Source organism: Pseudomonas sp. M30-35 (genome assembly GCF_002163625.1).
GTDB lineage: Bacteria > Pseudomonadota > Gammaproteobacteria > Pseudomonadales > Pseudomonadaceae > Aquipseudomonas.
The window spans coordinates 643,280-656,819 of record NZ_CP020892.1; the positions used below are offsets into that span (position 1 = coordinate 643,280).

At 54.4% G+C, this 13,540-nt stretch carries 10 protein-coding genes and 1 tRNA gene; 3 read left to right on the top strand and 8 right to left on the bottom strand.

Going from position 1 to position 13,540, the window contains the following annotated elements; genetic code table 11:
- Window positions 1–186: 186 nt before the first annotated feature.
- From B9K09_RS02825 to rpsU, 5 genes are all read right to left on the bottom strand, one after another.
- Window positions 187–263: transfer RNA gene (locus B9K09_RS02825), tRNA-Ile, on the bottom strand.
- Window positions 264–278: 15 nt separating this feature from the next.
- Window positions 279–4,013, bottom strand: a complete 3,735-nt coding sequence (locus B9K09_RS02830) for a bifunctional diguanylate cyclase/phosphodiesterase (RefSeq protein WP_087515429.1) — start codon at window positions 4,011–4,013, stop codon at window positions 279–281.
- A 108-nt stretch (window positions 4,014–4,121) separates the two neighbouring features.
- The gene (gene rpoD / locus B9K09_RS02835; protein WP_087515430.1) at window positions 4,122–5,966 is read right to left on the bottom strand and encodes an RNA polymerase sigma factor RpoD; all 1,845 of its coding nucleotides are present in this window, start codon (window positions 5,964–5,966) and stop codon (window positions 4,122–4,124) included.
- A 67-nt stretch (window positions 5,967–6,033) separates the two neighbouring features.
- On the bottom strand, window positions 6,034–8,007 hold the full coding sequence (dnaG, locus tag B9K09_RS02845; RefSeq protein ID WP_087515432.1) for a DNA primase: 1,974 nt from the start codon (window positions 8,005–8,007) through the stop codon (window positions 6,034–6,036).
- Window positions 8,008–8,347: 340 nt separating this feature from the next.
- Window positions 8,348–8,563 (bottom strand): 30S ribosomal protein S21, encoded by a 216-nt coding sequence (gene rpsU, locus B9K09_RS02850; RefSeq protein WP_003296736.1) that lies wholly within the window; start codon window positions 8,561–8,563, stop codon window positions 8,348–8,350.
- Window positions 8,564–8,772: 209 nt separating this feature from the next.
- Here rpsU and tsaD point away from each other — a divergent pair, with 209 nt between their 5' ends.
- A complete protein-coding gene (gene tsaD, locus B9K09_RS02855) occupies window positions 8,773–9,798 on the top strand; it encodes a tRNA (adenosine(37)-N6)-threonylcarbamoyltransferase complex transferase subunit TsaD (protein WP_087515433.1) in 1,026 nt (341 codons plus the stop codon).
- Between the two features lie 64 nt (window positions 9,799–9,862).
- Here the strand turns inward: tsaD and plsY are convergent, their stop codons facing one another.
- Complete coding sequence (plsY, locus tag B9K09_RS02860) at window positions 9,863–10,432, bottom strand: glycerol-3-phosphate 1-O-acyltransferase PlsY (protein WP_087515434.1); 570 nt, start codon at window positions 10,430–10,432, stop codon at window positions 9,863–9,865.
- Between the two features lie 344 nt (window positions 10,433–10,776).
- On the opposite strand from plsY, the gene folB reads away from it, so the two are divergent.
- Both folB and folK read left to right on the top strand, forming a co-directional pair.
- Entirely contained in the window at window positions 10,777–11,133 is a 357-nt protein-coding gene (folB, locus tag B9K09_RS02865; protein WP_087515435.1) for a dihydroneopterin aldolase, read from the top strand.
- The gene (folK, locus tag B9K09_RS02870) at window positions 11,124–11,657 is read left to right on the top strand and encodes a 2-amino-4-hydroxy-6-hydroxymethyldihydropteridine diphosphokinase (protein ID WP_087515436.1); all 534 of its coding nucleotides are present in this window, start codon (window positions 11,124–11,126) and stop codon (window positions 11,655–11,657) included. The genes folB and folK overlap by 10 nt, the downstream gene beginning before the upstream one ends.
- A 39-nt stretch (window positions 11,658–11,696) precedes the next feature.
- On the opposite strand, the gene B9K09_RS02875 is transcribed toward folK, so the two are convergent.
- A complete protein-coding gene (locus B9K09_RS02875) occupies window positions 11,697–12,935 on the bottom strand; it encodes a multifunctional CCA addition/repair protein (protein WP_087515437.1) in 1,239 nt (412 codons plus the stop codon).
- A gap of 56 nt (window positions 12,936–12,991) precedes the next feature.
- Window positions 12,992–13,510 carry a DUF4136 domain-containing protein gene (locus B9K09_RS02880; protein WP_087515438.1) on the bottom strand — a complete coding sequence of 173 codons (519 nt, stop codon included), beginning with the start codon at window positions 13,508–13,510 and terminating at the stop codon, window positions 12,992–12,994.
- Window positions 13,511–13,540 lie beyond the last annotated feature (30 nt).

Genomic DNA, 13,540 nt, shown 5'->3' on the forward strand with positions numbered 1-13,540 from the left:
AGTGATGTCCCTGACTGACTGGAAGTGTCGTTAGAGCGTGACGAGTATGTGATTGAGGGCTGGGTTTTAAGGAAATACCTCACCCGAGTTTACTGATGTGGACGAATTGTGGACGTTGGTACCTGTGAAAGGTCCATGTGTCCGTATTCAGAAAGACAAAAGCCGCGCAGTGCGCGGCTTTAAAGATGGTGGGCCCACACGGACTCGAACCGTGGACCAAAGGATTATGAGTCCTCTGCTCTAACCAACTGAGCTATGGGCCCTCAGAAGCTGGCGGATTATACCGGCGCCTTCCGTGTCATGCCAACTGATCGCTTCGGTTGGAGGAATTTATCTGCAAAAAGTTTGGCATCCAGGGGCCGATTGATAAAAAAGCCCTGTATTTGCTCGCAACCGGCTTCGGCTAAAAATTGCGCCTGGGCTTTGGTCTCGACACCTTCTGCAATTACCGTGAGCTGCAGGCTTTTGCCCAAGGCGATGATGGCGCGGGCGATTGCCGCGTCATGGGGGTTTTGCGGTAAGCCACGTACGAATGACTGGTCGATTTTTAGTGTGTCTAGCGGCAATCGTTTTAGGTAACTCAGCGATGAGTAGCCGGTGCCAAAATCATCGATTGCCAGTTGTAGGCCGAGGTCTTTGAGGTGGTGAAGTGTACCGAGAGCGTCCTCTGTCTGATTCATGATGAAGCTTTCGGTGATCTCCAGCTGCAATAGGTCAGGCGCCAAGTTATAGCGCTTGAGTAATGCTGTGATCATTTCGATCAAGTCGGGCTGGCGCAGTTGAACGCCTGCGAGGTTGACTGCGATTGCCCCGAATGGAGCATGCGTCGCTTGCCAGTTGGCCATCTGTTTGCACGATTGCTCCAGCATCCAACGGCCCAACGGCAGAATCAAGCCGCACTCTTCGGCTATCGGTATAAAACGGCTTGGTTGGATTTCGCCCAGCTCTGGGTGCGTCCAGCGAACCAGTGCCTCGGCGCCGATCAATTGGTTGTTGTTCAGGCTGAATTTAGGTTGGTAGACCACGTGCAACTGGTTGTGCTCCAGCGCATGGCGCAAGCCGATTTCAAGGTTCATGCGTTCGGTGGCAATCGAGGTGAGCTCTGGGGTGTATAGCTCTAAGCGATTGCGGCCTTTGGCTTTGGATTGGTACATGGCCGCGTCGGCATTTTTGATTAGCGAGGCGACATCTTGCGCGTCATCGGGGTAGAGGCTGAGACCGATGCTGGCACTTATGAAGAATTGATGCTGCTCAACGATGAATGCCTGGTTGAAGCAGGCGAGCAGCCTTTCGGCCGTTTTCGCCGCTTGGTCGCGGGTCTGCAGTTCAGGTAAAAGGATGATGAATTCGTCGCCACCGAGCCGCGCCACGGTGTCCTGTTCGCTTAATTGAAGCTTGAGTCGCTCGGCAATACTTTTAAGTAGTTGGTCACCAATCGGGTGGCCGAGGCTGTCGTTGATGTGCTTGAAGCGGTCCAGGTCCATAAACAGTACCGCGCCATGTCGGTCGCTGGCATGGCATTTTTCAAGCTCGGCCTGCAGGCGCGTTTCAAACAGCAGCCGATTAGGCAGGCCGGTTAAAGAGTCGTGGTGGGCTTGGTGGTCGAGTTTTGCTTGCGCTTGTTTCAGTGGGGTGATGTCAGCAAACACACCCACATAATGGGTTATTTCATTAAGGCTGTTTCGTACGGCGCTTATGGTCAGCCATTCTGGGAACAATTCACCGGTTTTACGTTTGTTCCAGATCTCACCCTGCCAATGACCGTTGCGGGTTAGTTGCTGCCACATTTCAGTGTAGAACTTGCGATCATGCAGGCCCGAAGACAGCATGCTGGCGTGGTTGCCCAGTGTTTCAAGTTCGCTAAATCCGGTGATTTCGGTGAAGGCGCGGTTAATTGCGGTGATGTGTTGATTGGTGTCGGTGATCATCACGCCTTCTGCAGTGCTTTCAAATACCGTGGCGGCTTGCAGTAGTTTTTCCTGCATGACTTGCCTGTCCGTCACATCGCGGGCGATGGTGAGCAGGCAGGCCTGGTTGCCTATGGTCATGAGCTGGGCTGAAAGTTCGCAAATACGCACAGCGCCAGTGCTTGTTCTAATCGCGGCGGTGTAGTCCCGTATGCTGCCGTGGCTCTGTAGCTGCTGCAGTATATAGGTGCGTTGTTTGGGGTTGCTCCAAAGCCCGAGCTCCAAGGTTGAGCGATTTAATACTTGTTTTGCATTGAACCCGGTTATGTGGGTGAACCCCTCGTTGGCATCAAGCAGCACGCCATCTTCTGCGCGGGTAATCAGCATGCCATCTGGAGATGCGTGGAATGCTTTAGCGAATTTTTCCTCGGACAGTTCAAGCAGGTGTTGAGTGCTACGTATTATGCTGATGTCGCGGATGACGATGACCAGCGTGCTGTTGTCCGCGTGATTAAGTGCTTCGGCTGAGATCAAACCGGTAAACAGCTCGCCGCTACTGCGGCGAAAAGGCAACTCAAGATTGCGCAGTGAGCCATTTGCCATTTTTTTCTGAAATGTTCGGTCCGCGTCGGGCTCGCCCCAGATATTCAGTTCATGTGGGGTTTTACCAATTGCCTCGTCTATACGGATTGCAAATTGTTGTTCAAAAGCCTGGTTTACTTCGAGCAGGGTGCCAGCCTTACGGTCGGCAATGACCATGATGTCTGGGCACTGTTGGAACACCGAAATAAACTTCTGTTTGGACAGGCGCAATGCTTGCTCTGTGCCTTTGGCTTCGCTGATATCGATCATCAGGCCGCGCAACGTGAGCCTGTCGTTTTGCTGGCTAAGGGTGACGATGTCGCGCACCCAAACGATATGACCATCCTTGGCCAGCATGCGATAGTCGAGACTGTGATCGCGGCCAGCAGCGGTCTCTGTTGTGGTGAAACTTATGGTTTCGGCTGCGTCCTCAGGGTGCAAAATACTTTGCCAAAAACCTGATTTTTTCCAGTTGTCGAGCGGGTAGCCCAAGAGCTTTTCTGCATGGGAGGAGACGTAGGTGTAGCAGAATGAGTCTGCGGTTGATTCCCAGGTGATTGCCGACAAGTTTTCAACCAGGCCGCGATAGTGATGTTCACTTGTACGTAATTCTTGCTCGACCAGGCGTCGTCTGCTGGCTTCGGAATTCAGGCGCCGGTTACTGATTACGACACTTAACAATATAGCGAGCAGAGCCACTAGAAACGGTAGTCCGTAGATCAGCAACTCACGCCAATGGTCGCGGCTATCTATGACCCCGCCAATCCACGGCTCTTGCAATTCATCGATTTGCTCACTGCTCATGTCGTCAAAAACTTTGTCGAGTATGCCGACTAATACATGGTTTTTAGACGGTGTCGCCATCGCTAATTGGTAGCGATAGGGGGTCTCACCACTTATCGATACGCCCTCCAGCTTAAGTTGACGCAAACGCCAGACGCTGGAGGCAAGGTCACCGACCAGTGCATCTGCACGGCCAGTGCTCAGGGCTTGCAGGGCGGCATCAACCGAGGGCAGGGGCAGCAAGTTTAGATCTGGGTTGTTATCGCGCAGTAGCTCGTGTGGTGCGTAGTCTTTGACGACGGCAACCTTTAATCCGTAAAGCGCTTTGAGGTTACGGGGTTGAGGCCCGTCTTTGCGCGCCAAAATGACGATGGGGAAATCAAGATAAGGGCGAGTAAAGGCTAGGTAGGTTTGCCGTTCGGGTGTCGACATGATGCCCGGCAGTAAGTCGATATCACCGGCCTTGGCGAGCGTGAGCACTGCACTCCATTCGCGCGGTTCAATGGGTTTGACTTTGACCTTGAGGGTTTGCTCGATGTGGGTGATGTAGCTTGCGGCGAGACCTCGATACTTGCCTTGTTCATCACGGAATTCAAACGGCGGCCAAGAGGCGTCTATGCCGAGGCGTAGTGTTGGGTGCTGCTGTAGCCAAAGCTTTTCTGTTGGCGTTAACGTGATTGCCGCTGCGGTTGAAGCCCACAGCGCCAGACAGAACAAAATAATGACTGACAATTGCCGCATCACATGTGCAGTCCATGTCGAATGGATAGTTATTTCGAGTGTAGTCTGGGTCTTACTTTGCCGGGAACTATAAAATAAAACCCCCGGTGTTTGCCGGGGGTTTTAGTGTTACTCGTCGAGGAAGGAGCGCAGATGCTCGCTTCGTGTCGGGTGGCGCAACTTGCGTAGCGCCTTGGCCTCGATCTGACGAATACGTTCACGCGTTACATCGAACTGTTTACCCACCTCTTCAAGAGTGTGGTCGGTATTCATGTCGATGCCGAAGCGCATGCGCAGTACCTTGGCTTCACGTGCAGTGAGGCCGGAGAGTACTTCGCGGGTGGCTTCCTTGAGACTTTCCACGGTCGCCACATCAATTGGCGATTGCATGGTGGAGTCTTCAATGAAGTCGCCCAAATGCGAATCTTCGTCGTCGCCGATTGGGGTCTCCATGGAGATCGGCTCTTTAGCGATCTTCAATACCTTACGGATTTTGTCCTCAGGCATTTCCATGCGTTCGCCCAGTTCTTCCGGCGTCGGCTCGCGTCCCATCTCTTGCAACATTTGGCGAGAGATGCGGTTGAGCTTGTTGATCGTCTCGATCATGTGCACAGGGATACGGATGGTCCGTGCCTGGTCAGCAATGGAACGAGTGATCGCCTGGCGAATCCACCAGGTTGCATAGGTCGAGAACTTGTAACCGCGACGGTATTCGAACTTGTCCACTGCCTTCATCAAGCCGATGTTGCCTTCCTGGATCAGATCGAGGAATTGCAGGCCACGGTTGGTGTACTTCTTGGCGATGGAGATAACCAGACGCAGGTTAGCTTCAACCATTTCTTTCTTGGCGCGACGTGCTTTAGCTTCACCGATCGACATGCGACGGTTGATGTCTTTGATTTCAGCCAGAGTCAGGTCGCACTCTGTCTGCAAAGCCACCAGCTTCTGCTGGCAACGCTGAATATCAGCAATGCGGGTGCCAATGGCTTCGGCGTATTTGGCCTTACCTTTAGCTATGGTCTCAGACCAGCTTTCGTCGATTTCATTGCCTGGGAACTGGCGAAGGAAATCAGCACGCGGCATGCGTGCATCGCGAACACAGATTTGCATAATGGCGCGTTCTTGACCGCGAAGGCGCGCAAGCGCGTCACGCAGACGAACAACCAGTGCTTCATACTGCTTAGGCACCAGCTTGATCGGCATAAACAGCTCAGCCAGAGCTTTTAGCTCAGCTTTTGCCTGCTTGCTGCTACGACCATGCTTTTTAAGCGCCTTGTTGGCGATTTCGAGCTGTTCAGCTACTGCGGTGAAGCGGCGAAGGGCTTCTTCCGGATCCGGACCACCGTCGCCTTCTTCTTCCTCGTCATCGCTGTCGTCGCTGTCGTCGTCATCGTCTTTGTCGTCTGCGCTATCGTCCTTTGCAGGAGTCGGGGCGGCAGCTTCGGCAGGCACGGTGCCGTCGTCCGGGTCAATATAACCACTGAGGACTTCAACCAAACGACCACCTTCGGTGGTTACGCGGTTGTATTCGGCAAGAATGCTGTCGACTGTTCCTGGGAAATGGGCAATAGCGCCCATAACTTCGCGGATGCCTTCCTCAATGCGTTTAGCGATTTCGATCTCGCCTTCGCGGGTAAGCAGTTCCACGGTGCCCATTTCACGCATGTACATCCGCACCGGATCAGTGGTGCGGCCGATATCGGTTTCAACGGCTGCGAGTGCTGCTGCGGCTTCTTCAGCGGCAGCTTCGTCGGTGTCGGCTTCAGCCAACAACAGAGCGTCCGCATCGGGAGCACTCTCGAATACGTTGATCCCCATGTCGTTAATCATGCGGATGATGTCTTCCACCTGTTCCGGATCGGAAATATCCTCCGGCAAGTGGTCATTGACCTCCGCGTAAGTCAGGTAACCCTGCTCACGACCGCGGCTGATCAATTCTTTCAAACGAGATTGCTGTTGAGCTTTTACGGACATAACACCCTATCCATTGAAGGTCTTGGCGGGCTAAAAACAAGCCGAGGATTATACCTCGGAATTGGGCTCAAGCGCCAGTTGAGCTCTTCTCGCTCTGTGAGGAAGGGCTGCTGTAGTGTTCTCTCAGCAGTGCTTTTTCCTCTTCGGTCAGTTCGCTCGGGCTTTTCAGCATGACACTGCGCAGTGCCTGTTCACGCCGCCTTTGCGATTGGTTCTGTGCAAGTCTAGTTATGGTGTCGATAAACTGTTGTTCAAGGTTGTCGTGATCAATTAGCCATTCCTTTTCTGCAAGTGCCTGTAATAGACGCCCCTGTTCGGTGCCGTGCCAGCGTGCAATCAGTTGCAGTGAGCGTAAGCTCGGGTCCTTTTGCAGCGCGCCAACCAAGGCGACAAGAAGTTGCGCATAGGTGTCGTCTTCTGCAGCGAAGTGGCTGACATTTTCGACTTTTTGCGCAAGCTCAGGGTGGTGGAGGAGTGTGCGTAATGCACTGATGTTGGGCGATTCAACACCGATAACCGTACGTGGTTTGCGGGGCTTGAAATCGTCGCGAGCTTTCTTGCTCCACTTGCCGTCCTGTTTCTTCCAGTTGCCTTTGCTCTTTTCCTTACTGCTGAACTCAAAGTTTAGCTCTGGTTCAGCATGTTGGTAGTCGTTGTAGTCCGGTTGTCCGTCGAGATAAGCGCTGTCCGGTATGTCAGCGAAATCATTTGGCGCTGCACTGCTCTGGTGGCTGTGAGCTGGAGCCATTTGATTGACTGTTTCACCGCTAAGGCCAGTGATCTCGGTAAGACGTTGGCGCATCAATATGCGCAGGTTGTTGCCTGGGACTTTTTCAATCATTGGTGCGGCGAGGGTGACCAGGTGTGCCTTGCCTTCTAGTGAGCGTGGATCGGCTTCTTCGCTCAAATGTTCGAAAAAGTAGTCAGCAAGTGGCTGTGCTTGCTGGTTGATCCGTGCGCGGAAGGCGTCTGTGCCTTCGCTGCGCACCAGGGTGTCTGGGTCTTCGCCGTCCGGTAAAAATAAAAAGCGGGCGCGTCTGCCGTCCTGCAAATTGGGCAGAGTGGCCTCTAGGGCGCGCCATGCTGCGTTGCGTCCTGCTTGGTCACCGTCAAAACAAAATAATACGCTTGGCACAATGCGAAACAGGCGTTTCAGGTGTTCTTCACTGGTCGCTGTGCCGAGCGTGGCAACGGCATTGCGCAGGCCTTGTTGGGCGAGGGCAATGACGTCCATGTAACCTTCGACGACCATTATTTCGTCAAGGTCACGGTTGCTTTTGCGCGCTTCAAATAAGCCGTAAAGCTCTTGGCCTTTATGGAATACCGGGGTCTCTGGCGAGTTTAGGTATTTCGGCTTGTCGTCACCGAGTACGCGTCCGCCAAAGGCTATTACTCGGCCGCGGCTGTCGCGAATCGGGAAAATAACCCGGTCACGAAAGCGGTCGTAGCGTTTTCCGCTCTCGGCGTTTTCGACCAGCAGGCCCGCGTCAATCATGGCTTTTTGCTGGAGATTATCGCTGGCCAGGTATTTGTGCAGGTTGTCCCAGCCGGGCGGGGCAAAGCCAAGCCCAAAGTCGCGAGCGATTTCGCCTGTAAGGCCGCGACCTTTAAGGTATTCAATGGCGGCTTTGCGCTGTGGATGGCTCTTGAGTGCTTGGCGGTAAAACTCTGCTGCTGCGGTGAGCAGCGGGTAAAGCGGTGAGTCTGTCGGCTGGCGCGGCTTGTTGTTGCGTCCGCCTTCTTCGCGGGGCACTTCCATGCCTGCGCGCTTTGCCAGGTCTTCTATCGCTTGTGGGAAATCAAGCTGGTCGTGGTCCATGACAAAGCCGAGCGCGTTGCCGCCAGCGCCGCAACCGAAGCAGTAGTAGAACTGTTTGTCAGGGCTGACGCTAAAAGAGGGGGTTTTCTCTTTGTGGAACGGGCAGCAGGCGGTGTAATTCTTGCCAGCTTTTTTTAATTGAATGCGCGAACTCACCACGTCGACAATGTCGGTGCGGTTGAGCAGGTCATCAATAAAAGACTGTGGAATCAAGCCGGCCATAGGCGCTCAGTATGTTGGCCTGGAGTTGCGCAGGCGGACATGGGAAACGTACATATATAGTCTATTGTGGAGCGCAGATCATTACATCGAAAACTGCAGCGACACCCAAAGAGTGTGGCCGATGCGATGTGCGGTTACCTGCCATAAAGCGTGTGTTGTGCGTATTTGCGAGAAATTTGTGGCAATCGCTCAGCAAAAAAACTCCGATTATTCGCGATGGCGAAGCGGAGTGGAGCGCTCAATAGTGAGTAAGCTGAGCTAGGTCAGAAGTTATCTGACAGAAACGGCAAAGCCCGGCCGGAGCCGGGCAATGCAGACTGCAGCTATGCGGTCTGTACGATTAGTACAGGCGCACGCTACGGCGCTGTTCGCGCTGTACTTTCTTCGCGTGACGCTTAACAGCGGCTGCTGCTTTACGCTTACGCTCAGAAGTCGGCTTTTCGTAGAATTCGCGGCTGCGAACTTCAGCCAGTACACCGGCTTTTTCGCAAGAGCGCTTGAAGCGACGCAGAGCTACGTCGAAGGGTTCGTTCTCTTTAACTTTGACGGCTGGCATCCAGGGCGTACCTTCACTTTAATTCGGTGGTTAACGTGCTCCTAACTAAAGGCGCTGGAGTACGTAGGTTTTTAAGGGTTGCGGATGTTAACGCCTCATCGCGAAGAATGCAAAGCCTCTGATCGAAAAGCGCTGGTCGGCATACCCGTGCGGCCATTATTATGCCTGACTTCTTGTTCAAGTCCCTCTTTAAATCAAGGCATTAGCCAATGTTGGTACTGGGTTTAGAAACCTCTTGTGATGAAACCGGTGTCGCGCTCTATGACAGTGAGCGCGGGCTTTTGGCTGATGCGTTGTTCAGCCAGATCGATTTACACCGTATCTATGGCGGTGTCGTGCCGGAATTGGCCTCGCGCGACCACGTAAAGCGCATGCTGCCGCTGATCCGGCAGGTATTGGAGCAGGCGCAGTGCAGCACTGAAGATATTGATGCAATTGCCTATACCGCAGGCCCAGGGCTGGTCGGTGCGCTGTTGGTGGGGGCTTCCTGTGCCCAGTCTTTAGCCTTCGCCTGGGGGGTTCCTGCGCTGGGTGTGCATCACATGGAGGGGCACTTGCTCGCGCCAATGCTGGAACAAAATCCGCCTGGCTTTCCGTTCGTCGCTTTGTTGGTTTCCGGCGGGCATACCCAGTTGGTTCGCGTTGATGGCATTGGTCAATATCAGTTGCTTGGTGAGTCACTGGATGACGCCGCGGGCGAGGCTTTTGATAAAACAGCCAAGTTAATGGGTTTGCGTTATCCCGGCGGTCCGGAAATTGCGCGCTTAGCCAGTCAGGGTGTTGCTGGACGGTTTGTGTTCCCGCGACCAATGACTGATCGCCCAGGCCTGGATATGAGCTTTAGCGGCTTGAAAACCTTCACCCTGAATACCTGGCAGCAATGTGTGACTGAAGGTGATGACGGCGAGCAGACGCGCTGTGATATTGCTCTGGCATTTCAACAGGCCGTGGTTGAGACGCTGACAATCAAGTGCCGCCGCGCCTTGAAACTGACAGGGTTGAACAGCTTGGTGATTGCCGGTGGCGTGAGCGCTAACACGGCTTTGCGCCAATCGCTGGAAAAAATGCTCGGCGAGTTTAACGGGCAGGTGTTTTATGCGCGTCCGGAGTTCTGTACCGACAATGGCGCCATGATCGCCTACGCGGGTTGTCAGCGCTTGCTGGCCGGGCAGCACGAAGACTTAAGCATTGCGGTGCGCGCACGTTGGCCGATGGAGCAGCTTGCGCCGCTGTAACCGGATGCTCATGCAGTTTCTGCTGGCGCCGCCCTGCTGGGTGAGCGCGGCTCATGCTGTGGATTCAGAATTGTCGCTCTCGCCCGGCGAAAAGATCGCGTAAATTCCCGCGGTGACGCCACACGATAAGTGCGGTCAATACGCTTACCGGCAGCAACAGGCTAGGCTGTAGCCAGGCCAGTAACGGCAGTGTTAGCGGTGTCGCAATAAGCGCGGCAAGTGAGCTGGTGCGGGTGGTGGCAAATGTCAGCAGCCATAACACGGCCGCCAACAGCGCGGCGGGCAGGTATAGACCGAGGAATACCCCTGCGGCGGTTGCGACGCCTTTGCCGCCTCTAAAGCGGAAGTAAAGGGGATACATGTGACCGACGACGGCAGCCAGCCCGATCCATGCTTGCTGCTGAAGGTTAAGACCGAGCATTTTGGCGATAAAAATAGGCAGTAAACCTTTGAGCAAATCGCCAAACAGGGTGAGCGTTGCTAGGCGTTTGCCAGCGGTTCGCATCATGTTGGTTGCGCCAGGGTTGCCTGAACCGTACGCGCGCGGGTCTGGTCTGCCTGCAATCTGGCTGAGCAAGATCGCAAAGGAGACTGAGCCGAGCAAGTAAGCAAGCATTACCAGCAACGCAAACATGGAGTTGATCCGCCCCAAGAGGTGCATTGATTCTAGCAGGGCTGACGAAGCCCTAGGAATCCTCTGACAAACTAGCAGGGCTAAGCAATCACTAAAAACTGCTGCGCGAGTTATTTTGCGGCTGCCGACGCTGCGCCAGCCGACGCTGCGGCTGCGATGATGGGCCAGCCTTTGGTTATTACTTACTTTGCTCGTTACTTTTTCAGGGGGGGGCTCTAAGTTCGGGGGGCTCTAAGTCGCAATTGAGCATTTATATCTGTCTGGGAATCTTTATAGTGCCAGACTAATATTTTCATTCGAGTAACGTCAGTAATCGTTGGCTAATTCGAGAAGTGGAGAAAAGTTTGGACACAGTCTTTATCGAAGGTCTGGAGGTCGATACGGTGATCGGCGCATACGACTGGGAGCGTACGATTCGTCAGTGCCTGCGTTTGGATCTGCAACTGGGCTGGGATAACAAGCCAGCAGCAGCGGGCGATGATCTCGAGAAGGCGCTTGATTACGCTAAATTGTCTGCGCGAGTGCAGGCGTTTGCCAGCGAGGCGACTTTTATTTTGGTCGAAACATTCGCTGAGCGTTTGGCTGAGATGCTCATGAGTGAGTTCCAGATTCCCTGGTTACGCTTGAAGCTGACCAAACCAGGCGCCGTTCCAGCCGCGCTTGGCGGTGTCGGTGTGGAGATTGAGCGCGGATGTCGCTAACCCCGGTTTATCTTGGTCTTGGCAGTAATATCGACCGCGAAGCGCATCTGTGTGCCGGTCTTGATGCGCTGGCGGGATTGCTCAAGGACATGCGCTGCTCGGCGGTATTTGAGAGTGCACCCGTCGGCATCAAAAGTGGGCCGTTCTTCAATTTAGTGGTGGTCGGCTTGACCGACATGTCGCTGCACGATCTTGATCGTAAATTGAAGTTTATCGAAGCCGATAACGGCCGATATGCGCCTGATCGCGTCGGTTTGCCGTTGGACATTGACGTCTTGCTCTATGGCGATCTGGTTGGCAACTTTGATGGCTTGATATTGCCGCGTGCTGAAATCCTGAAGAATGCGTTTGTGCTTTGGCCGTTGTCGCTGCTAGCGCCAACGGTGTTGCACCCTGGCGAACAACGCAGTTTCACTGAGCTTTGGGCGAACGCGCAGATTGAGCAGGTGCTGAAGCCCACCCTGTTTAGCTGGCGACAGCAGCAACTGACGCCGCAGGCGCTCCTTGAGACGCCTGCCTGCTGAAACCATGCAGTCATTGCGCTAATTCGTGTGCAGCCGCAATCAGACTGATTGCGGCTGATAGCCCTTCTTGAATTGGGTGATGGCCCGCAGCCGCTCGCGCTGTAACGCCTCACCCAATTCCGGCCCTTTGAATCCCTGAGCCAACAAGGGCTGTACGGCGACGGCGCAAGCTGTTTGCATCACACTTCGCAAATAGCTGGCTTGTGGGTAATCACGTCCTTCAAAACCATCACGACCGCGTGCGTCCATCTCGCAGGCAGCAATGAACTCTTCAAAGCGTTGTGGTCTGCGGAATACGTCAAAGCGTTGCAGTAACTCCAACAATGTTGACGGTTTTAGCTCAAGGGCACGATGACCGTGGGTGTGAAACTCACCGACCAGCAACGCCAACTCCTGGCAGTCTTTGGGGGCTTTGCAGCGAGTATTGATGGCCTTGATCAGCTTGAGTCCACGTTGTTCGTGGGCAATGTGCCGTGGCCACTGGTCTTCCGGGGTCAGGCCTTTACCCACATCGTGCAGCAAGCTAGCCCAGCGAACACTGAGTGGCTGGTTATATTCTGCGCACTGGCGCAGCACGCTGAGGACATGCGCGCCGGTGTCTATTTCGGGGTGATGCGCCGGTGGCTGAGGTACACCAAACAGGGCGTCGACTTCAGGCAGCAAAACCTTGAGCGCGCCGCAATCGCGCAGCACCTCAACGAAAACATCGGGTCTTGGTTCCATCAATGCGCGAGATATTTCTTTCCAGCTACGCTCTGCCGTTAAGGCGCTGAGCTCGCCTGATTCGCTCAGTTGCTGCATCAGTTGCAGCGTCTCTGTGGCGACGCTAAACCCAAGAGGCGCATAACGCGCGGCAAATCTGGCGACCCGCAGCACACGCAGCGGGTCTTCAGTAAAGGCGGGCGATACATGGCGCAGTAACTTGGCCTCCAGGTCGCGCTGGCCGCCGTATGGATCATAGAGCTTGCCGTTATCATCCTCGGCGATAGCGTTGATGGTCAGGTCGCGGCGAATCAGGTCTTCCTCGAGCGTAACCTCGGGGCTGGCGTAGAAGGTGAAGCCGCCATAGCCGCGACCGCTTTTACGTTCCGTTCGCGCAAGCGCGTATTCATCTTTTGTTTGTGGGTGCAGAAAAACCGGAAAATCTGCTCCGACCGGACGATAACCCAGCGCGAGCATCTGCTCGGCTGTGGCGCCAACCACGACCCAGTCATTTTCGGTTACTTCACGTCCCAACAAGCGATCACGTACTGCACCGCCAACCTTATAAATTCGCATGTATGCCTCCATTGCTGCAGAGGATAGCGGTTGTAGGTGTCGCATAGGAAGTTAGCTTAACGGGCTGTGCTGACGGGTATCTGTGCAGTGAGTGCAAGCACTGCTTGTTTGAGCTGTTCGGCACTGCAGCTGGCAGGGCTGAGACTGGTTATACCGGTGCCTTGCCACAGCACATTGTCGGCCGGATCGGTCAGGCGTAAGTGTAGGGTGCCGGTTTCGTCGTGCAATACATGAATGGCCTGATAGGCGCCCAACTGGTTGGGCGGCGCTTGGTCAACCTTGAACTCAATAGGTTGCTCACGCACTTCGAGCCAGTAGTAAACATGGAATTGCGCAGGCTCAGCCTGTTGATAACCCAGCTGTTGCAGTTGTTCGCGCAGTAACGAAGTCAGCTGTGGATAAAGTGCAGGAGTCGCCGCTGAGGGTTTTAGTATGGGTTCGGGGGCGATAAGTTTGAAACGGCTTAATGCGCTGAGAGCCTGCGGGTTTACAGTGCTTATCTCGGTATGAGGCGCCGGGGTATTTGCGCAACTGGCCATAGCCACGCAGGTCAGAAGTATCAGCAATAAGCGCATCAAGGTCACCTCACAAGATAGGCCTTGATG